The organism is Streptomyces sp. MJM8645, assembly GCF_001625365.1.
Taxonomy (GTDB): domain Bacteria; phylum Actinomycetota; class Actinomycetes; order Streptomycetales; family Streptomycetaceae; genus Kitasatospora.
Genome location: NZ_LJJF01000001.1, coordinates 7,031,233 through 7,050,628, shown reverse-complemented (window position 1 = coordinate 7,050,628; position 19,396 = coordinate 7,031,233). Strand labels below are relative to the sequence as shown.

Here is a 19,396-nt window from a genome sequence, read left to right as displayed (position 1 = left end):
CTGCGGGTGGGAACCGAGGGAAGTCGACCGATTAAACTGATCATCCGAAAGTGGATCAGTTTGCATCCTCCACCGACCCGCCCGAGGTACCCGCGATGAGTCAGTCCTGGAAGCCGCTCCCTGACGATCTTTCAGAACCCGCTCGACGTCTGGCCGAGGAACTGCGCGCGGTCAAGGACGCGCACCGGATCTCCCTGGCCGAACTCGGGAAGAGGACCTACCTCAGCAAGGCCTCCTGGGAACGCTGGTTGAACGGGAAGCGCCTGATCACCCCGCAGGCCCTGGCCGGCCTGATCGCCACGGTCGAGTGCGACGCCGATCTGCTCACCTCCCTGCTGCGGAAGGCCGAGGCCGCGCGCGACGCGCACGAGGCGCCCTCCTCCGAGGCCACGCACGACACGGACGAGGCGCTCTCCCCGGCGCCCGCGCCCGCAGCGCCGGCCGAAGCGCCCGACGCCGCCCCCGCCTCGCCGCGGCCCGCCCCGTGGCGGCGGCCGGCGGCCGGCGTGGGAGCCGCCGTGGCCGCCGTGCTCATCCTGTTCGCGGCCCTGTACCTGCGCGGCCCGCACGGCGGCAACGGCACGGCATCGGCGGCGACGCTCCCGCCGAAGACGGCGGCGGCGACGGCAGCGGCGACCGCCGGGCCGGCGCCGCTCTGCGAGGGCGTCGGCTGCGCGGGCAAGGACCCCCAGGACATGCGGTGCGACGTCGACCAGCGCACCCTGCTGACCGGCAACGTGGGCAAGGTGGTCCTCTACGTCCACTACAGCCCGCGCTGCCGGGCCGCCTGGTCGGGGATCACCGACGGCTCCCCCGGGGACAGCGCCACCATCACCACCAACCACGGCTCGCAGGAGACCGCCCTGATCCACTGGGGCTACGACAACTACTCCGTGATGGTCGACGCGAGCCCCGGCGACACCACCTTGCAGGTGTGCGGCCACCAGAAGGAGGGCGACAACTGCACCGGCGTCGTCACCGACCCCGCGGCCCGCGCGAGCGCCCTCCCCAGCCCCCTTCCTCCGGCCGCCGCTCCCACGCCGACGCCCACGCCGACACCCACGCTCTGAGGAGCCGCCACCGTCGCGGCAAAACCCACTGGCGGCTCGGGCCCGCACGGACGAGCATGGCCCGCATGAGCGACCAACCCGAACGATGGACCCAGGCAACCGTCTACCCCGACATGTGGGCCGACCCGGACGACGACCCCCGCAACAGCGAGGGAGTCTGCCCGGACGGCGAACTCCCCACCCTGAACGACTTCCTGACGAACTACCGCCACACCCTGCTGATGAAGTGCGAGGGCCTGGACCCGGAGCAGCTGGCCCGCCGGTCCGTCCCGCCGTCGACGATGTCGCTGCTCGGCCTCGTCCGGCACCTCGCCGCAGTGGAACGGGACTGGCGCGGCTGGATCAGCGACGGCGATCCGCTGCCGAAGCTCTACGGCAAGCGGGACGCGGACTTCGACGGAGCCGTCGCCGAGCAGGCCGAGGTCGACGCGGCGTTCGCCGACCTGGCCCGCGAACAGGCCGCGACCGACGCCGCCCTGGCCGCGCACCCGGACCTGGGCACGCGGCTGGGGAAGAGCGGCATCGCGGTGCGAGAGCTGCTGGTGCACAGGATCGACGAGTACGCCCGTCACTGCGGGCACGCCGACCTGTTGCGCGAGTGCCTCGACGGGCGGGTCGGCCAGTGAGGCCCGTCCCGGTGCGCTGACCTCGGCGGCCGGCCCCGTCAGGCGGCGCCCCGCTGGAAGGCGGCGCTCCGCCGGAAGACCGCCGACAGGCTCGCTCCCCCGGTGCCCGCCACCGCGCAGCGCAGCACCAGCGGCCCGGAGTCCGAGAGCACCGTGATGCCGGTGCCGCCGCTCGCGAGCCGGTAGCCGTCCAGCGCCAGCGTCAGCTGGACGGTGGACGCCTTCCGGGTGGGGTCGGCGACGGCGACGGAGAGGTCGCCGCCGTTCTCGCGGAGCAGGACGGAGCAGGGGGCGGAGACGGTCAGCGGGCCGACGGTGCCTGGGGCGAAGAAGTTGGCGAGGGTGAGTCCGAGTCCGGGCGCGCTGATCGCCTGGGCGTCGGCCGTGTTGGCGAGCACGGTGGCCGTCGGGGCCGCCGCGCGGGCCGCCGCCTGGTCCGGGCCGGCCCCGGGCATCAGCACGTAGTGGTACGTCCCGTCGACGGGGTCGGTGCCGTGGTCGAGGCCGATCGACAGGTAGGTCCGGGTGATCGGGTCGGGCGCCCCGCCCCGGTTGATGTCGGCCCACGCCCCGGTCCGCCGTTCGCGGGCGAGGTCGAGGGTGGCGCCGTCGGGGAACACCCAGGCGCCCGACCCGGCGAGCGCCGCCCAGCGGACGCCGTCGGCCCGCCGACTCCAGCCGGGGTCGGCGGGCTGGCGGACGCCGTCCAGCACGAACTCCCGGTCCTCGCGGGCCCCGAGGTTGCGGTGGTCGACGGTCGTGCGGACGGCGACGCCGTCGGTACAGCCGATGCCCGCGCCGAGGCAGACGATCGAATCGTCCAGGCAGAACCAGGACTTGCGCCCGACCAGGGTGGAGCCGAGGCCCCGGACGTCCTGGCCGACCACCGACCGGTCGCCGTCGCTCGCCCCGCCCGCCCAGGCGGTCGCCGGGCGGGCCTGGCCCCAGTCGCCACCGGCGCCGTCGGCCAGCGGGCGCGTCGACACGGTGGTGCCGGGCAGCCGGTAGGGGTCGGCGGTGGGCCAGAAGGAGTCGCTGTACTGTTCGTCGCCCTGCTCGCCGCCGTACCAGTAGAGCATTCCGCTGCCGCTGTGCCAGGCCCGCAGGTTCTCGCCGTTCCCGCACTCGTAGAAGGCGGTCCGGGACGAGGACAGGCTGAGCTGCGCGCTCCAGCCGGGCCGGCGGTGGACGGCCCGGTCCATGGTGAACACCCGGCTGCCCGTGCCCTCGTCCGCCGCCCGGGTGCCGGAGTCCGCCAGAAGGGCCTGTGCGCGGGCGAGTTCGGGGATGTCGGCGAGGACGTTGGACAGGTGGGGGAGCACCTGGTCGCGCTGGAGGGAGCCCTTCACGGCGGCGCGCCAGGCCGCCGCCTGGGCCGTCGGCACCGACCCGGAGTCGGCCAGCCGCAGGACGTCCCCGAGCAGGGCGTGGCCGCGCACGTGGTCGTCCAGGCGGGCCCGCCGCGCGTCGCCGGCCTGCACGCCGCGGCTGACGGCGCGGCCCGAAACCCCGTCCATCACCAGGCCGTTGAACAGGAACGGCAGGAACCCCCGGTCCACGGCGGTGAAGACGTTGCGCAGCGCGGGGTCGGTGACGGCCCAGGGCGTACCGGCGAGCAGGCGCAGCAGCCGGCTCAGGCTGCCGAGCAGCACCTCGCCGTAGCTGCCGGTGTACGGCACCCAGGTGTGCTGGACGAAGCTGCCGTCGGCGTAGATCCCGTCGCCGGTGGTCACGTAGCGGAACACCGGTGACAGCCCCCGCTGCGCGGCGGCGACCGGGGCCGCCGAGCGGCCGATGACACCGCGCAGCGCGAGCACCCGGCACAGGTCCACCCGGTTGGCCCCGGTGCTGGTGCCGGTGTACTTGTCGACCACCGAGGACGGGACGAAGTGGTCCACGGCCGCACCGCACGCGGCCGCCCGTTCGGCCGTCAGGAGGTCGCCGAGCAGCACGCACACGTCCAGCAGGGCCTGGGGGGCGCCGATCTGCCAGTCCCACCAGTTCCCGTACGACGTGGTGGTGGCGGTGTAGGCGCGCTGGAGCACCCAGTCCAGGCCGGTCGCGACGGCGGCGCCGAGGCCTGGGTCGCCCGTCGAGCCGGTGGCCGGCCGGGTGAGGGCCAGGGCCATCAGCCGCAGCCGCCCGACCGTCGACGTGACGGCGGCGGAGGCGGAGCCGACCGGCAGGTCGGGCCAGAGCGACCCGGCCTGCGGGCTCAACGCGGCCTGGTGGCGCCGTGCCTGGTCGCCCAGCGCGGTGAGCGCGCGGGCGAACGGCGGCGCGGCCGGGTCGTACCCGGTGCCGGTCAGCTGCTCGGACCAGGCCGCGCGCATCGCGTCGTAGTTGTCGGCGGCCCGGGCCTCGGTGGGCCCTCCGAGCCACCACGCGGCCGCCGCGGCGGTGGCGGCGGCGCTGGTCCTGAGCAGTCCGCGCCTGCTCAGGAGCGGTATCGACGCCGGGTCACCGGTCTTCGTCCACGAGCTGTCCATCGGGCGGTCCTTCCTCGCGAACTCCCTTGTCTGACGGGAGAGTAAGCGCTTTCTATCGCGAGGACAACGCTTCCGGCACGGGCTCGTGGCCGGAGGGCCGGCTACCCGACCGGCCCCGTCGACCCGCGGGGCACCAGCTCGGTGGCGAGGACGGCCCGCTGCGGCTCGGGGCCGGGGCGGTGCAGCGCGAGGCGCAGCGCCGTGCGGCCGAGGTCGAGGTGCGGGATGCGCACGGTGGTCAGGCCGGGCCTGAGGTCCTCGGCCCCGGGCAGGTCGTTGAAGCCGATCACCGAGACCTGTTCGGGCACGGAGATCCCGTGCTCCCGCAGGACCGTCAGCACGACGGCCGCCACGTCGTCGTCGTGCGCGAAGACCGCCGAGAAGTCCGGCGGGCCCTGGGCCAGGCGGCGGCGCAGCCAGGCCCGCGCGCCGTCCCGGGTGTGGCACCCCTCCACCGTCAATTCGGCCGGGTGGCGCAGGCCGTGGGCCGCCAGCGCGGCCTGGTGCCCGGCGAGGCGCTCCCGGGTGGTGGTGGTCACGGCCGATCCGCCGAGGAAGAGGATCCGCCGGTGGCCCAGCGTCAGCAGGTGGTCGACGGCCGCCCGCGCGCCGCCCGCGTTGTCGTAGTGCACGGCCGTCAGCGGCAGTTCCTCCCCCGGGGCGGGCCGGCCGCAGAGCACCAGCCTGGAGCCGGCCGCGTCCAGGATGCCCGCCAGCCGGGCGATCCGGGTGCGGTACCCCGGGCTGTCCTCCACCCCGCCCACCAGCACGACGGCCTCCACGTCGCGCGCCCGCATCTCCTCGACCAGCGTCAGTTCGCGGTCGGGGTCGTCGTCGGTCGCCGCCACCAGGCAGAGGCAGCCCTCGTCCACCGCCTGCCGCTCCACACCGTGCGCGACCCGGTTGTGGAAGGGCGCCGCGAGGTTGCCCAGCAGGATCGCCACCGTCCGGGACCGCCGGCCGGCCAGCGCCCGCGCCTGCGCGTTCACGACGTAGTCGAGGTCGCGCACCGCGCGCAGCACCCGCTCCCGGGTGGCCCCGGCCACCGGGTAGTCGCCCGCCAGCACGCGCGACACCGTCGCCATCGACACGCCCGCCAGCGCCGCCACGTCGTTCACCGTGGGCCTGCCCCGCCGGGCTCTCCCCCCGTCGCTCACCACTGTCCCCCCGGTCCCGACCAACTCCGCGCCCGGCCTTCGACGGCGGGCCGTGCCCCGAGGATACGGGCGGCTGCCGCCTCGCGTCCGCCGGGCTCAGGAACCGTCGTCAGGCGTCGGACGTCACTCCCCCTGCAGAACCGTTCGCGCAGGTCGCGGGCGGGTGGGAGCCGGAAGGGACGGGTGGGGAGCGGTGACGCAGGTGACCGAGGTGACCGAGGTGGCGGACGGGGCCGCGGCCGACGTGGACGGAGCTGCGCCGCAGGGGCGGCGGGCGTTCGCGGTGGCCGGGTTCGCGTCAGGGCAGGGCGGGCGTTCGCGGGAGCGGGGGAAGACGCTGCGCGGGCGCATCCCCCGGGAGCGGCACGCGGAGTTCTCGCCGGTGCCCGGGCGGCCGACGGCCGTCGAGGCGATCGAGGCGTCCAACGCGGGCCGGATCGCCGCGTTGGTGCCGATCCGGGTGGGGCGGATGGCCGCCACGCCGTTCGCGTTCCTGCGCGGTTCGGCCGGGCTGATGGCCGCCGACCTGGCGGGCACCCCGGCCACCGGGGTCGGCGCCCAGCTGTGCGGGGACGCGCACGCCGCCAACTTCGGGCTGTACGGGGACGCCCGCGGGCAACTGGTGATGGACATCAACGACTTCGACGAGACCGTGCCCGGCCCGTGGGAGTGGGACCTCAAGCGGCTGGCCGCGAGCCTGGTGCTGGCCGGCCGCGAGACCGGGGCCGACGAGACCACCGCCCGGGAGGCCGCCCAGCACGCGGCCGGCTCCTACCGCCGCACGATGCGCACGCTCGCCAAGCTGCCCGCGCTGGACGCCTGGAACGCCGTCGCGGACGAGCAGTTGGTCTCCTTCACCGAGGCGCACGACCTGGCCGAGGTGCTGCGCAAGGTCGGCGCGAAGGCGCTGGGCAACACCAGCGCCAGATTCGCCGCCCGCAGCACCACCCGTACGGCGGACGGCGGTCGGCGGTTCACGGCCGCTCCGCCGGTGCTCACCGAGGTGACCGACGCGACCGCGCGGGCCGTCGCGCAGTCGCTCGGCCCGTACGTGGCGACGGTGCCCGCCGAGGTGCGCACCCTGCTGTCCCGCTACCGGGTGCAGGACGTGGCGTTCCGGGTGGTGGGCACCGGCAGCGTCGGCACCCGCTCGTACGTGGTGCTGCTCACCGACCACCGGGACCAGCCGCTGGTGCTCCAGGTGAAGGAGGCCCGCCCGTCCGTGCTGCTGCCGCACCTGGAGCGCGCGGGCCACCCGGTGGCCGGTCAGGACGGCCACGAGGGCCGCCGGGTGGTGCTCGGGCAGAAGCACATGCAGGTGGTCAGCGACACCCTGCTGGGCTGGACGACGGTGGACGGACTCCCCTACCAGGTCCGGCAGTTCCGCAACCGCAAGGGCAGCGTCGACCCGGCCGCGCTGCTGCCGGGCCAACTGGACGACTACGCCCGGATCACCGGCGCCCTGCTGGCCCGGGCGCACGCGCACACCGCCGACCCCGGCCTGCTGGCCGGCTACTGCGGCAGGAGCGAGGCGCTGGACGAGGCGGTCGCCGCCTTCGCCGTCGCGTACGCGGACCGGACCGAGGCCGACCACGCCGACCTGGTCGCGGCGGTGCGCGCCGGCCGCCTGCCGGCCGAGTTCGGCGTCTGACCGGCGCGTCCGCCCCGAGGCGTCCGCGTCAGGACGTCCGCGTCAGAACGTCCGCGTCAGGCGGACAGGAACGGCGCCACCGCGGCGACGAACTCGGCGGGCCGGGCACTGTGCACGAGGTGCCCGGCCTCGATGGTGACCATCCGGCAGTCCGGGATCAGCCGGGCGAGCTCGGCGAGCCGCTCCTGCGGGACGTGGCTCGCCGAGCCGCCCGCGACCACCAGGGTGCGGGCGGTGATCCCGGCCATCCCCGCCAGCCAGGCCGGGTCGGGGGTGTCGACCTGCGTCTTGACGGCCTTCACCACGGCCCAGTCGAAGTGCACCGGCTCGTCCGGCGCGTCCGGCACCGCGCCGGCCGGGCGCGGGTGCGGTGCCGGGATGTCCTCCAGGACCAGCCGGCCGATCCGATCCGGCCGGGCCTGGGCGACCAGGTAGCCGACCACGCCGCCCATCGAGTGGCCGACCAGGTCGACCCGCGCCAGGCCGAGCGCGTCGAGGAAGGCGAGCACGTCGTCGCGCATCTCCTCCAGGCCGTACCGGGCGGTGCGGCCGCTGTCGCCGTGGCCACGCAGGTCGAGCGCGTACACGCGGTGCCCGGGGGCGAGGCCGGGCAGGACGACGTCCCAGTCCGTGGCGCGCTCCCCGAGGGCGTGCAGCAGCACCAGCACCGGGCCGTCCGGCGGGCCGCTCTCACGGTAGGCGAGCGCCACCTCGGGCAGGTCCACGATCCGGTTCTCGGTCATGCCCGCCACCGTAACTGCGGGCCTGCGCCGGACAGAACTCAGCGGACCGCTGTTCGCCCACGGCTCACCGCGACGGGCTCGCCGGCCGCCTCCCGGGCCGCGCGCCGGCCGGCGAACACCGAGGCCAGGACCGCGAGGGCGGCGACCGCCGCGCACACCGCGCTGGTGGCCAGGTAGGCGGAGCGGTGGTCGCCGCCCCCGGCGGTCTGCCGCAGGTAGACGCCGGACAGCGCCGAGACCGCGACCGCCGCCGCGATCCGCTGCGCCATCTGCAGAATGGCCCCGCTCACCCCGGCCGCCTCGGCGGGCGCGTGGCGCAGCACGTACGCCTGGTTGGTGGCGCCCATCACGCCGATCGAGGCGCCGCCGAACAGTTGCAGCAGCGCCAGCAGCCAGGGCAGGACGGCGGCGGGCGCCCAGTGCGCGACCAGTCCGCTCGCCAGCATGACCAGGGCGGAGCCGGTCATGCCCGCGGTGACGGTGCGCCGCCCGAAGCGCTGCACCACCCGCCAGGCCAGCGCGGAGGCGACGCCCATGGCCACCGCCGAGGGCAGCGCAACGAGTGCGGCGCCCATCGGGGAGAGCCCGAGGCCGTCCTGGAGGAACATGGTGAGCACCAGTCCGGCGGCGAGCGAGGAGCCGAACTGGGCCATCGCGGTCACGGTGCCGAGCGCGTACGGCGCGGAGCGGGTGAGTGCCGGGTGGATCAGCGGGTGGCCGCCGGAGCGGGCGTAGCGGCGCTGCCACCAGGCGAGCGCGCCGAGCAGCAGGACGGCGACGGCGACGAAGGCCAACCAGCCGGTCCAGCCGGGCGGTTGGACGAACGGCAGCATCAGGGCGAGGGTGAGCGCGGCGACCAGCAGCAGGCCGACGAGGTCGAGGTCGGCGTGCCGGGCACTCGGGCGCGGCCTGGGCAGGTGACGCACTGCCAGCGCGACGGTGGCCAGTCCGAACGGCACGTTGAGCAGGAAGGTCAGCCGCCAGCCGTGCTCGGGGCCGGCCGCCGCCAGGACCGCGCCGCCGATCGGCGGGCCGAGCGCGAAGGCCAGGCCGCCCGTGACGGCGTACATGCCGAGGGCGCGGGCCCGCAGCTGGCCGTCGAACACGTCCTGGAGGGTGCCGATCATCTGCGAGTTGACGAGCCCGGCGCCCACGCCCTGGAGCAGCCGGGCCGCGATCAGCACCTCGGGTGCGGTGGCGGTCGCCGAGACCAGGCTGACCAGGGTGAACAGGGCGAGGCCGGTGACGAAGAGCCACTTGCGGCCCCTGACGTCGCCCAGCCGCCCGCCGGGGATCAGCGCTAGGCCGAAGGCGAGCGAGTAGCCGGCGACGATCCACTGGAGGTGGGCGGGCTGGGCGTGCAGGCTCTCGCGCAGGGCCGGGATGGAGGTGTTGAGGACGGACTGGTCGAGCAGCGTGGTGAAGCCGCCGGCGACGCAGACCAGCAGGACGCGGCGCCCGGCGGCGTCGAAGCGCTCGCGGGGCGCGGCGGCTATCCGGGTCTTCGGGCGCCTCACGGTTCCACCACCACCAGGGCGTACCGGGCGTCGTCCGGGCCGGGGGCGCGGAAGCGGCTGGTTCCGGAGACGTAGCGCAGGCAGTCGCCGGGGCCGAGCAGGTGTCGCTCGCCGTCGACGGTGAGCTCCAACACCCCCTCGAACACCCACAGGTGGTGTTCCAGGTCCGCCACGCAGGGGCGGTCGTAGGCGATGTCGGCGCCGGCGGGCAGCCGGCCCTCGACGATCTCGGCGCGCAGCGAGCCGTGCGGCGGGGAGACGGAGCGGCGGACGAAGCCGGTGGTCTCGTCCCGCCAGATCCGCTGGTCCGCGGCCCGCACCAGCCGGGCCGGCGCCGACTCGACCTCGGCGAGCAGCCGGGACATGGTCCGCCCGTAGACGGCGCAGAGCCGCCCGAGCAGCGCGGCGGTCGGGCTGACTTCGGCCCGTTCGACGCGCGACAGCGTGGAGCGGCTGACGTCCGCCAGCCGGGCCAGTTCCTCCAGCGTCCAGCCCCGTTCCAGTCTCAATTCGGCGAGCCGGTTGGCGAGCCGCTCGTCGGCGGCCGTCTCGATTCCCATATTCGCGATGCTATCCCGGATATGAGATCACTCCCAGGGGCGCGGGCTGCTGCGGGCAGGGCGTGGGGAAGGGCGGGCGGCGTGGATTCGGCCGGGACTGCGCGCTGCGTTCGACTGCGCGCCCCTGTGCTCCTCGCACCCTCTCCCGTTCCTCCGGCTCCTCCGCCCCTTCGGCTCCTCCGCTCCTCGGCTTCGGCTCCTCGGCTCCTCCGACCCCTCGGCCCGGGAGGGGCGGTGATCATATGATGTTCGGCGGATCAGGGCTGGTCAGCGGCCCACCGGCGAGGGGGAATCATGTTCGGCATCATCAGACCGTGCAAGCACCGGCTGTCCGAACGGCTTCAGGCATCGTGGCTGGCGCACCTGTGCGGGCTCTGCCTCGCGCTGCGCGACGACCACGGCCAACTCGCCCGCACCGCCACCAACTACGACGGCCTGATCATCTCGGTCCTGGTCGAGGCCCAGGCCGCCCGCGAGGACGCCTCCTGGCGGCGCACCGCCGGGCCCTGCCCGCTACGCGGCATGCGCACCGCCTCCGTCGCCCGGGGCGAGGGCGCCCGGCTCGCCGCCGCCGTCTCGCTCGCCCTCGCCTCGGTCAAGATCCGCGACCACGTCGAGGACCGTGACGGCGTGTTCGGCCGCCGCCCGGTCGCCGTCGGGGCCCGCGCGGTCACCCGGCGGTGGGACCGGAAGAGCGCCGGCAGCGCCTCGGCGGTCGGCTTCGACACCGGCGTGCTGCTCGAAGCCGCCTCCCGGCAGGGCGAGTTGGAGCGGTCACTGCCGCCCGGCGGTTCCGTCCTGCTGGTCACCGAGCCCACCGAGACCGCCACCTCGGCCGCGTTCGCGCACACCGCCGTCCTCGCCGGGCGCCCCGGCAACGCCGCCCCGCTCGCCGAGGCCGGCCGGCTCTTCGGCCGGCTCGCCCACCTCCTCGACGCCGCCGAGGACCAGGCCGCCGACGCCGCCGGCGGCGCCTGGAACCCGCTGACCGCCACCGGCACCGACCGCACCGAGGCCGAACGCCTGTGCCGCGACGCCGTCCACGGCATCCGGCTCGCGCTGCGCGAGGTCGAACTGACCGACCGGGCCCTGGTGCACCTGCTGCTCGCGCACGAGACCGAGCGGGCCGTCGAGCGGGTCTTCGGCCCGGCCGCCCACGCGGCCGCCTGCCGCACCCGGAACGCCGGACCCGTCGCCGGCGGGTCCGCCCCCGACGGATCCGCGCACGCAACGACCGGCGGGCACCCGCACAACACCACCGGGGAGCACCCGCACGACGCGCCGCCGCGCCAGGCGCCGCCCGGGCAGACCCCCGGTCAGGATCCCGGCCAGACCCCGCTCCCGCCATGGGTGCCCCAGGGCCCCGGCTTCACCCCGATCGGCGCCAAGCCGCCGCGACCGCGCAACCTGCTGGCCGGCTGCGCGGTGTGGGCGCTGATGGCCTGCACCTGCCAGTTGCTCTGCTGCGACCACAACGACCCGTTCAGCCGGGAGCGCCGGGAGGGCTGGTGCCAGCGGCACGACTGCGACTGCGGCGACTGCTGTGACCCTTGCAACTGCTGCAACGGTTGCGATGGCTGCGACGGTTGCAGCTGTTGTGACGGCTGCGACTGCTGCGACTGCAGCTGCTGACGTGCCGTACCGTCAGCGGTCCGGATTCCACCGCGCCGCCGGCGGCAGCGGCGCCAGCGGCGACGCCGTCACCTGATCGACCGCCACCGGCCCGGAGCGCCCCCGCGGCACCCCGGGCCGGTCCGCCGGCCCGCACGACTCGCCGCGCCGCCAGAGCGGCAGCACCACCACCGGGCGCCGCTCCGGCCCGTCAGGCATCGGACCCGGCCGCCGCCCGGCGCCTCGCCCGGTCCGCCGTCCGGTCCGCCGCCAGCGAGTTCTCCAAGCGCGCCAGCAACTCCCGGAACCGCTCGGTGTCCTGCTCCGTCATCCGCCCCTCGGGCGCCGCCCCCGGCCACTCGGCCGTTATCTCGTTCATGAGTCCGACGTTACGCCCCGACGATCAACAGGCGATAAATGCGGAACGCACGCCTACGGGTGCGGCGGTGAACGGAGCCGGTCCTCTTGGCGCGCGCGGGGGTTGGTGGTTCACTTCTCATGTTAGGCAACTTTCCTAACATGGCATCAGCGCTCGACCGCCTCCCCCGCGAGAGGACCAGCTCCCCATGGGCCGTAGCCGCACCAGGACACTGATCGCCGCGGCGGCACTCGCCGCCCTGCTCCCGCTCGCCACCACACCCGCCGGGGCCGCCGCACCCGCCGCGCACGGCGCCCGGGCCGCCTTCCGGCACCCCGGCGTGCTGGTCGGCGACCAGCAACTCGCCTTCCTCAAGGGCAAGCTGGCGGCCGGGGCCGAACCCTGGACGTCCGCCTTCGCCGACCTCCGGTCGAGCACGTACGCCTCGCTGGACTGGCGGCCCCGGCCGCGCGCCACCGTCGAGTGCGGGTCCCGCTCCCACCCCGACAACGGCTGTTCGGACGAGCGCAACGACGCGATGGCCGCCTACGCCCACGCCCTGCAGTGGGTGCTCACCCGCGACCAGCGGTACGCCGACAAGGCGATCGAGATCATGGACGCCTGGTCGGCCGTGATCCAGGAGCACACCAACAGCAACGCCCAGCTGCAGACCGGCTGGTCGGGCAACAACTGGTCCCGGGCCGCCGAGTTGATCCGCCACTCCGGAGCGGGCTGGCCGACCGCCTCGATCGACCGCTTCGCCACCATGCTGCGCACCGTCTACGTGCCGCTGCTGTCGCCCGGCAGCCCGCGCAAGAACGGCAACTGGGAGCTGATCGAGACCGACGCCCTGATGGGCATCGCGGTCTTCCTCGACGACCGCGGCCTGTTCGACCAGGCGGCAGGAATGTGGCGCAAGCGCCTGCCCGCCTACGTCTACCTGTCCTCCGACGGCGCCCTGCCGGTGCCGCCGCCCAAGGCCGGGATCGAGGGCAAGGCCGCGCTGGTGAAGTACTGGTCCGGCCAGTCGACCTTCGTGGACGGGCTGTCGCAGGAGACCTGCCGCGACTTCGGGCACACTGGATGGGGCCTGGAGGCCGCCGCCCAGACCGCCGAGACCGCCCGGCTCCAGGGCCTCGACCTGTGGGGCGAGGGACGCGAACGGCTGGTCAAGGCCCTGGAGTTCCACACCGCGTACGAGAACGGCGCGAAAGTTCCGAACTGGCTCTGCGACGGCTCGCCGAAGACCGGTCTCGGCCCGGCCGTCCAGCTCGCGTACAACGAGTACCACCTGCGCGAGGGCGTGGCGATGCCGCAGACCGGGCGGTACGTGGCCGCGCACAGCCCGTTCGGGGCCGACCACTTCATCGGCTGGGAGACCCTGACCCACACCAGCGCGCCCTGACGGCGCGGGCGGGAAGCGGCGGCTCCGGGAGTGCACTCCGCCCGGAGCCGCCGTTTCGGCCGCGCCCCTACCGGGAGCGTCCGTTCCGGGAGCGTCCGTTCCGGGAAAAGACCTTCCGGGAACGCCCGTTCCGCACGCAGCTCACCCCTCGGGGAACAGGCCTTCCAGGACGGTGGCCACCCCGTCCTCGTCGTTGCTGCCGATGACGTGGTCCACCGTGGCCAGCACCTCCGGGTGGGCGTTGGCGACACCGTACGAGGTGCCCGCCCAGGCCATCATCGGCAGGTCGTTGGGCATGTCGCCGAACGCGACCGCCTGCTCGCGGGTGATCCCGCGCCGCCGCGCCAGGTCGCCGAGCGCGGAGGCCTTGCTGACGCCCTTCGCGACGGCCTCGACCAGCCGCTCGCCGTTCGCGTGGTAGACCGTCACCAGCTCTCCGAGCACCGGGCGGGCCAGCTCCAGCAGCTCGTCCGCGGACAGCTCCGGGTGACGGCCGATCAGCTTGGGCGCCGGGCGGCCGAACAACCGTGCGTCGTCGAGGCGTTGCACGGTGGTGTCGGCGTCCCAGGCGCCCGCCTCGTAGTGCGCGTCCCCGGCCAGCTCCTGGGCGTACTCGACGGCCAGCCCGATCCCCGGCACGGCCTCGCGCAGCCGCCGGGCGCTCTCGCCGAGCACGTCGACCGGGATCGGGTTCTCGGCGATCACCGCGCGGGTGCGCATGTCGTAGCCGAAGGCGCCGTTGGAGCAGATCGCCACGCCCCGGTGGCCGAAGGCGGCCGCGATCTCGCCCATCAGGCGCGGCGGGCGGCCGGTGACCAGGACGACGAGCCCGCCGGCCCGTTCGACCCGGCCGAGCGCGGCGACGGTGCGAGCCGAGACGGTGCGGTCGCCGCGCACGATCGTCCCGTCGAGGTCGGTGGCCACCAGGCGCGGCGGCCGTATCGGGGTGACGGTGGGTGGGGTGGTGCTCGGGAGGCTCATGGGTCGGTGCTCCGTGCTGGTCGGGGTTTCGGTGGGAGCGGCCGGGCGCGGGGCGTGTGCGGTACGCGCGCGTACGGCGCGGGCGGTGCGCACGCGGCGTGTGCGTGGCGTGTGCGTGCGCGTGGGGCGCCCGATTCGGTGGTGCAGGGAGCTCGCGGGCCGGGCCCGGCGGTGGCCGGGCGGACGGTCGCCAGACGCTCGGACGGTATCACCGGCGCGGCCCGTTCGGCGACGACCGAGCACCGTCTCCGAGACCCAAGCAATTTTATTAGGAAACTTTCCTTACCTTATAGACCGCCGTCGGCCGCAGACCGTACTCTGCTGCCGCGAGCTCGCTCTCCTGCCCCCACAGCGCCCCCGTTCGACCGGCGCGCCATCCCCCACTGCCTCCGGCGGCACCGCCCCCGGAGATCGGAGCACACCCATGCGAGTTTCCCGAACCCGACGCCTCGCCGCCGCCACCGCGGCAGCCGCCCTGGTCGCCGGTGCGGCCTGGGCCGCCACCTCCGCCTCGGCGTCCACCGCCCCCGCCCGGGCGACCGCCGCGGCCGTGCAGCGGGCGTCCGCAGGCGGCCTGACCCCCGATCAGCACCGCCGGGCCGACCAGCTGATCAGCATCTTCGAGAACAGCACCACCGAACTCCAGTACGGCTACGCCGAGAACATCAACGACGGCCGCGGCGTCACCGCCGGCCGCGCCGGCTTCACCACCAACGACGGCGACGCGCTCAAGGTCGTCCGCGCCTACACCGCCGTCTCCCCCGACAACCCGCTCGCCCGCTTCATCCCCGAGCTGGAGCGCCTGGCCGCCGCCGGCAGCGGCGACACCAGCGGCCTGCCCGAGAGCGACTACGTCGCCGCCTGGAAGCAGGCCGCCCAGGACGCCACCTTCCGGCAGGTCCAGGACGACCAGGTCGACCAGCGCTACTTCACCCCCGCCATGAACCAGGCCGACCAGCTCGGCCTCACCACCGCCCTCGCCCGCGCCGAGCTGTACGACGCCTCCATCCAGCACGGCAACGGCAGCGAGTACGACGCCCTGCCCGCCCTCATCGGCCGTACCAACGCCAAGGTCGGCTCGCCGTCCGGCGCCGGCGAGAGCGCTTGGCTGAACGCCTTCTTCGACGTCCGCGTCGACGACCTCACCAACCCGGCCAACTCCTCCACCGCCGACGAATGGAGGAAGTCCGTCGACCGGGTCGAGTGCCTGCGCCGGATCGCCGCCACCGGCAACTACAACCTGGACGGCCCGCTCAGCGTCACCGCCTTCGGCTCCGGCTACACCATCGACTGACCCACCCGCACCCGTCGAGCCCGGGGTCCGGCGTGTGGGACCGGACCCCGGCCCTGCGAGGGCCGCCCCCGGCGGGGCGCGGCCGCGCCGGGCGATCCGACCGCCGGTGGCAGCAGGGAGCCGGGACTCCCCGCCGCCACCGGCGGTCCGCGCTTCCGCTGCGCCTGTCCGCCCGCCGCCCGTCCTCGTTCGTCGGCTGACGGGTGCCCTACGATCGACCGAATGAGCACAGCAGGACGGACTACGGCCACGGACGGGGCGCCGCAGCCCGTCACCCTCGCTCCACTGTCAGGGCCTGGACAACAGCCGTGGAACCGGCAGCGGCTCCGGAGCAACAACGAGTGGCTCCTGCTGGAGCGGCTGCGCTGCCACGGCCCGCTCTCCCGGGCCCAACTCGCCCGCGACACCGGGCTGTCCAAGCCGACCGTCTCCACCGCACTGGCCACCCTCGAACTCGCCGGACTCGCCCGCGAGGCCGGCAGGTTCGCCCCCGAGCGCGGCCGCACCGCCGTCCTGTACGAGACCGACCCGGCCGCCGGGCACGTCCTCGGGCTCGACATCGGCCGGGCCCGGCTGCGGGTCGCCGTCGCCGACCTGTCCGGCTGCGTCGTCGCCCGCCGCGACCTGCCCAACCGCGGCCGCTCGGCCGACGCCGTCGCCGACGCCGTCGTCGCGGCCGCCCGCGAGACCCTCGCCGAGGCGGGCCTGCCCGGCACCGCCGTCGCCCACACCGTGGCCGGCACGCCCGGGGTCTGGGACGAGCGCAGACGCAGCGTCAGGCTCGCCGCCAGCCTGCCCGGCTGGGGCCGCCCCGGCCTGTTCGACCGAATAGCCGACGGCCTGGGCACCACCGTCACCGTCGCCAACGACGCCAACCTCGCCGCCGTCGGCGAGTACACCTACGGCGCGGGCGCGGGCAGCCGGCTCTTCGTCTACCTGCTGGTCGGCACCGGACTCGGCCTGGGCGTGGTCAAGGACGGCGAACTGCTGACGGGGGCGCACGGCGCGGCCGGGGAACTCGGGCTGCTGCGACTGCCGGGCTGCGCCTCCGCCACTGCCACTGCGACCACCGGCACCGGCACCGGCACCACCCTGGAGGAGACCGTCTCCGCCGACGCCGTGGTGCGCACCGCCCTCGACCTCGGGATGCGGCGGCCGCTCACCGCCGAGAAGGTGTTCACCCGGGCCCGGCTCGGCGAGCCCGCCGCGGTCGAGGCCGTCCGGCAGGAGGTGGACCGCCTGGGCTACGTCCTCGCCGTCGTCGCCGCGCTGCTCGACCCGGACGTGGTCGTCCTCGGCGGCGGCATCGGGCGCAGCGCCGACCTGCTGCTGCGCCCGCTGGAGCAGGCGCTGTACGAGCGCTCCCCGCTGCGGCCCCGACTGGAGCCGAGCCGCCTCGGCCAGGACGCCGTCCTGCTGGGCGCCGTCGCCACCGCCCTGGAGGCGGCCCGCCCCGAGGTCTTCGAGCGGCGCACGGCCCCCGTCCCGGGCTGACGGCCCCGCGGTCCGTCAGGCGCGGGCGGACAGGGCGGCGTCGAGCAGCACGCGGGCGGCCGCCTTGGCGTCGGCGGCGGCGCTCGGGTCGCCGTGCACGGCGGCGGTGGTCATCGCCCCCTCGGCGAGCAGCGCCAGCTGGGCTGCGGTGGCGGGCGGGGCGCCGGCGGCCTCGGCCAGGCAGGCGAGGTAGGCGTTGAACTCCTCCTTGTGCTGCCGGGCGGTCGCCGTGACCGCCGGTGAGACGGCGCCCAGCTCGCCGAAGGAGTTGACGAACGCGCAGCCCCGGAAGTCGGGTTCGGCGAACCAGCGGCCGAGCCAGTCGAAGACGGCGAGCAGTTGGTCGCGCGGCAGCGTGGCGGCGCCGGCCACGTAGGCGGCGAGGTTCGCCCGCCAGCGCCCGTCCCGGCGTCGCAGGTACGCCTCGACCAGGTCGTCCTTGGACGGGAACTGCTGGTAGAGCCGGCGCATCGTCAGGCCGGAGGCCGCCCGGACGGCGTCCATGCCGACCGCCTGAATGCCCTGACCGTAGAACAGCTCCTCGGCCGCGTCGAGGATCAGGCCCCGCGGGTCGTGCTGGTCCATCTGCCGCGCCCTTTGCGTGAGAACGATGGTTCTCCTAGGGTAGCCGCTACAGCGAGAACGACCGTTCTCACCGTCGGCTCCGCCATGCCCGAGGAGACCCCGTGACCGAACAGCGCCCTCCCCTGCCCCCGTTCACCCCGGAGACCGCCCGACGGAAGGTCCGCGCCGCCGAAGACGCCTGGAACACCCGCGACCCCCACCGCGTCGCCCTCGCCTACACACCCGATAGCCGGTGGCGCAACCGCACCGAGTTCTTCACCGGACGCGAGCGGATCGCCGACTTCCTCACCCGCAAGTGGCACCGCGAACTCGACTACCGCCTCGTCAAGGAACTGTGGGCGCACGACGGCGACCGCATCGCCGTCCGCTTCGCCTACGAGTGGCACGACGACTCCGGCCAGTGGTACCGCTCCTACGGCAACGAGAACTGGGAGTTCGACCGCGACGGCCTGATGGCGCACCGCCACGCCGCCATCAACGACCTGCCGATCGCTGCCGCCGAACGCCTCTTCCACTGGCCGCTCGGCCGGCGCCCCGACGACCACCCCGGCCTCACCGCCCTCGGGCTCTGACCCGGCGCCAGAATCCGGTCCCGGCACGGCACGGCAGGCCGGGGCGGCCGTTGTTCCACGACCGTGACACGGCTCGCACCGGCCGCTGAACTCCCCCTGGGATGCTGCTCCTCGAACGCGAACCGCACCCGAGGGGGGACCTGGAAATGCCCGTGCGCAACAGATTCGGCACCACCGCCGCGCTCGCCGTGATGACCACCGTCGGCGCCGTCCTCCTCTCCGCCTGCGGCCCCGACAACGCCGGATCGGACACCGCCGCCCCCGGCAGCGCGGCGCCCGGCGCCACCGCTCCGGGGGCCCCGGCCCCGGGCGGCTCCGCCCACCCGAGCACCCCCGCACCGAGCAACCCCGCACCGGGCACCCCCGTGCCGAGCACCCCCGCGCCGGGCACCAAGGAGGTCAACGGCACCAGCGCCGCCAACCACCTGACCGTCAGCACCGGCACCCGGGCCGTCGCGATGAACGGCACCACCGTCGACTTCGGCACCGTCGTCCGCGACCTCGCCTGGTCCCCCGACGGCAAGCGGGCGGCCTTCATCAACGGCAACGGCGACCTCGTCGTCGCCGACCCCGACGGCGGCGCGAAGGTCACCCTCGCCACGGCCCCCGGCGGCGAGACCTGGTCCCACCCGACCTGGCAGCACGCCGCGCAAGGCCCCAGCGACCTCCCCGAATCCGCCGAACGCTTCGACACCATCGTCTTCGCCGCCGCCAAGGGCGGCGTCCTGCGCCTGGAGAAGATCCCCACCAAGGCCGTCGGCGGCACCCCCGAGGTGCTCACCCCGCACACCTCCCTGGACGGCAACGCGAACATGCCGCAGCCGCCGCAGACCGGCAACACCTGGGCCGACGCCGGTGGCCGGCACGGCGAGATCGTCTACGCCAACACCCCCGCCGGCGAGGTCTACCTCTACGACGACTACATCCGCCCCGCCACCCGCGACCTGGGCCAGGGCTCCCAGCCGGCCCTCTCCCCCGACGGCGAGCACGTCGTGTTCGTCCGCTCCGTCGACGGGCACGACCACCTGTTCACCCGCTCCAGCCGGATCGACCAGAAGGACGAGCGGGACCTCACCCCCGCCGCCGCCACCGACTACACCGAACCCGCGTGGTCCCCCGACGGCAGGACCATCGCGGCCCGCACCCCCGACGGCGTCAGCACCCTCCCCGCCGACGGCTCCGCCGCCCCGGCCCCGGTCTCCACCGTCAAGGGCCTCCCCGCCTACCGGCCGTGAGGCCCCCGGAACAACGTGAGCAGCTGACGGCGGAGGGGGCGCGCCAGC

General features: G+C 75.1%; 17 protein-coding genes. 9 read left to right on the top strand and 8 right to left on the bottom strand.

The window, feature by feature from the left end; translation table 11 throughout:
- The first annotated feature begins 95 nt into the window (after nucleotides 1-95).
- Both A6F73_RS29625 and A6F73_RS29620 read left to right on the top strand, forming a co-directional pair.
- A complete protein-coding gene (locus tag A6F73_RS29625; RefSeq protein ID WP_063350577.1) occupies nucleotides 96-1,070 on the top strand; it encodes a DUF2690 domain-containing protein in 975 nt (324 codons plus the stop codon).
- Nucleotides 1,071-1,135: 65 nt separating this feature from the next.
- Nucleotides 1,136-1,696, top strand: a complete 561-nt coding sequence (locus A6F73_RS29620; protein WP_063350576.1) for a DinB family protein — start codon at nucleotides 1,136-1,138, stop codon at nucleotides 1,694-1,696.
- Nucleotides 1,697-1,734: 38 nt separating this feature from the next.
- Here the strand turns inward: A6F73_RS29620 and A6F73_RS29615 are convergent, their stop codons facing one another.
- Nucleotides 1,735-4,185 carry a polysaccharide lyase 8 family protein gene (locus A6F73_RS29615; RefSeq protein WP_063350575.1) on the bottom strand — a complete coding sequence of 817 codons (2,451 nt, stop codon included), beginning with the start codon at nucleotides 4,183-4,185 and terminating at the stop codon, nucleotides 1,735-1,737.
- 101 nt (nucleotides 4,186-4,286) lie between these two features.
- Nucleotides 4,287-5,303, bottom strand: a complete 1,017-nt coding sequence (locus A6F73_RS29610; RefSeq protein ID WP_244293547.1) for a LacI family DNA-binding transcriptional regulator — start codon at nucleotides 5,301-5,303, stop codon at nucleotides 4,287-4,289.
- Nucleotides 5,304-5,553: 250 nt separating this feature from the next.
- On the opposite strand from A6F73_RS29610, the gene A6F73_RS29605 reads away from it, so the two are divergent.
- The gene (locus A6F73_RS29605; protein WP_079136390.1) at nucleotides 5,554-6,993 is read left to right on the top strand and encodes a DUF2252 domain-containing protein; all 1,440 of its coding nucleotides are present in this window, start codon (nucleotides 5,554-5,556) and stop codon (nucleotides 6,991-6,993) included.
- A 56-nt stretch (nucleotides 6,994-7,049) separates the two neighbouring features.
- On the opposite strand, the gene A6F73_RS29600 is transcribed toward A6F73_RS29605, so the two are convergent.
- From A6F73_RS29600 to A6F73_RS29590, 3 genes are read right to left on the bottom strand one after another with little or no spacing between them, the layout of a single operon-like run.
- Nucleotides 7,050-7,736 (bottom strand): alpha/beta fold hydrolase, encoded by a 687-nt coding sequence (locus A6F73_RS29600; protein ID WP_063350573.1) that lies wholly within the window; start codon nucleotides 7,734-7,736, stop codon nucleotides 7,050-7,052.
- Between the two features lie 38 nt (nucleotides 7,737-7,774).
- The gene (locus A6F73_RS29595) at nucleotides 7,775-9,253 is read right to left on the bottom strand and encodes an MFS transporter (RefSeq protein ID WP_244293546.1); all 1,479 of its coding nucleotides are present in this window, start codon (nucleotides 9,251-9,253) and stop codon (nucleotides 7,775-7,777) included.
- Entirely contained in the window at nucleotides 9,250-9,813 is a 564-nt protein-coding gene (locus A6F73_RS29590; RefSeq protein WP_063350572.1) for an XRE family transcriptional regulator, read from the bottom strand. The genes A6F73_RS29595 and A6F73_RS29590 overlap by 4 nt, the downstream gene beginning before the upstream one ends.
- 294 nt (nucleotides 9,814-10,107) lie before the next feature.
- Between A6F73_RS29590 and A6F73_RS29585 the strand changes: the two genes are divergently transcribed.
- Entirely contained in the window at nucleotides 10,108-11,445 is a 1,338-nt protein-coding gene (locus tag A6F73_RS29585; RefSeq protein WP_063350571.1) for a DUF5685 family protein, read from the top strand.
- A 190-nt stretch (nucleotides 11,446-11,635) separates the two neighbouring features.
- Here A6F73_RS29585 and A6F73_RS41710 read toward each other — a convergent pair whose 3' ends face one another.
- Nucleotides 11,636-11,803 carry a hypothetical protein gene (locus A6F73_RS41710; RefSeq protein ID WP_159398569.1) on the bottom strand — a complete coding sequence of 56 codons (168 nt, stop codon included), beginning with the start codon at nucleotides 11,801-11,803 and terminating at the stop codon, nucleotides 11,636-11,638.
- A 187-nt stretch (nucleotides 11,804-11,990) separates the two neighbouring features.
- Here A6F73_RS41710 and A6F73_RS29580 point away from each other — a divergent pair, with 187 nt between their 5' ends.
- A complete protein-coding gene (locus A6F73_RS29580; RefSeq protein ID WP_063350570.1) occupies nucleotides 11,991-13,187 on the top strand; it encodes an alginate lyase family protein in 1,197 nt (398 codons plus the stop codon).
- 141 nt (nucleotides 13,188-13,328) lie between these two features.
- Here the strand turns inward: A6F73_RS29580 and A6F73_RS29575 are convergent, their stop codons facing one another.
- On the bottom strand, nucleotides 13,329-14,168 hold the full coding sequence (locus A6F73_RS29575) for an HAD family hydrolase (protein ID WP_063350569.1): 840 nt from the start codon (nucleotides 14,166-14,168) through the stop codon (nucleotides 13,329-13,331).
- Between the two features lie 424 nt (nucleotides 14,169-14,592).
- Between A6F73_RS29575 and A6F73_RS29570 the strand changes: the two genes are divergently transcribed.
- Together A6F73_RS29570 and A6F73_RS29565 are read left to right on the top strand one after the other, a co-directional pair.
- Entirely contained in the window at nucleotides 14,593-15,462 is an 870-nt protein-coding gene (locus A6F73_RS29570; protein ID WP_063350568.1) for a chitosanase, read from the top strand.
- A gap of 222 nt (nucleotides 15,463-15,684) precedes the next feature.
- Entirely contained in the window at nucleotides 15,685-16,956 is a 1,272-nt protein-coding gene (locus tag A6F73_RS29565; protein WP_079136124.1) for an ROK family transcriptional regulator, read from the top strand.
- Nucleotides 16,957-16,971: 15 nt separating this feature from the next.
- Here A6F73_RS29565 and A6F73_RS29560 read toward each other — a convergent pair whose 3' ends face one another.
- On the bottom strand, nucleotides 16,972-17,541 hold the full coding sequence (locus A6F73_RS29560) for a TetR/AcrR family transcriptional regulator (RefSeq protein ID WP_063350567.1): 570 nt from the start codon (nucleotides 17,539-17,541) through the stop codon (nucleotides 16,972-16,974).
- Nucleotides 17,542-17,642: 101 nt separating this feature from the next.
- Here A6F73_RS29560 and A6F73_RS29555 point away from each other — a divergent pair, with 101 nt between their 5' ends.
- Both A6F73_RS29555 and A6F73_RS29550 read left to right on the top strand, forming a co-directional pair.
- Nucleotides 17,643-18,113 carry a nuclear transport factor 2 family protein gene (locus tag A6F73_RS29555; RefSeq protein WP_063350566.1) on the top strand — a complete coding sequence of 157 codons (471 nt, stop codon included), beginning with the start codon at nucleotides 17,643-17,645 and terminating at the stop codon, nucleotides 18,111-18,113.
- Between the two features lie 152 nt (nucleotides 18,114-18,265).
- Entirely contained in the window at nucleotides 18,266-19,348 is a 1,083-nt protein-coding gene (locus A6F73_RS29550) for a hypothetical protein (RefSeq protein WP_244293545.1), read from the top strand.
- Nucleotides 19,349-19,396: the final 48 nt, after the last annotated feature.

Excerpts from the sequence above, each read along its gene's own strand:
- A6F73_RS41710 (WP_159398569.1), bottom strand. The coding sequence starts at position 11,803 with ATGAACGAGATAACGGCCGAGTGGCCGGGGGCGGCGCCCGAGGGGCGG.
- A6F73_RS29580 (WP_063350570.1), top strand. The coding sequence starts at position 11,991 with ATGGGCCGTAGCCGCACCAGGACACTGATCGCCGCGGCGGCACTCGCC.
- A6F73_RS29585 (WP_063350571.1), top strand. The coding sequence starts at position 10,108 with ATGTTCGGCATCATCAGACCGTGCAAGCACCGGCTGTCCGAACGGCTT.
- A6F73_RS29620 (WP_063350576.1), top strand. The coding sequence starts at position 1,136 with ATGAGCGACCAACCCGAACGATGGACCCAGGCAACCGTCTACCCCGAC.
- A6F73_RS29570 (WP_063350568.1), top strand. The coding sequence starts at position 14,593 with ATGCGAGTTTCCCGAACCCGACGCCTCGCCGCCGCCACCGCGGCAGCC.
- A6F73_RS29560 (WP_063350567.1), bottom strand. The coding sequence starts at position 17,541 with ATGGACCAGCACGACCCGCGGGGCCTGATCCTCGACGCGGCCGAGGAG.
- A6F73_RS29565 (WP_079136124.1), top strand. The coding sequence starts at position 15,685 with ATGAGCACAGCAGGACGGACTACGGCCACGGACGGGGCGCCGCAGCCC.
- A6F73_RS29625 (WP_063350577.1), top strand. The coding sequence starts at position 96 with ATGAGTCAGTCCTGGAAGCCGCTCCCTGACGATCTTTCAGAACCCGCT.
- A6F73_RS29600 (WP_063350573.1), bottom strand. The coding sequence starts at position 7,736 with ATGACCGAGAACCGGATCGTGGACCTGCCCGAGGTGGCGCTCGCCTAC.
- A6F73_RS29575 (WP_063350569.1), bottom strand. The coding sequence starts at position 14,168 with ATGAGCCTCCCGAGCACCACCCCACCCACCGTCACCCCGATACGGCCG.
- A6F73_RS29615 (WP_063350575.1), bottom strand. The coding sequence starts at position 4,185 with ATGGACAGCTCGTGGACGAAGACCGGTGACCCGGCGTCGATACCGCTC.
- A6F73_RS29590 (WP_063350572.1), bottom strand. The coding sequence starts at position 9,813 with ATGGGAATCGAGACGGCCGCCGACGAGCGGCTCGCCAACCGGCTCGCC.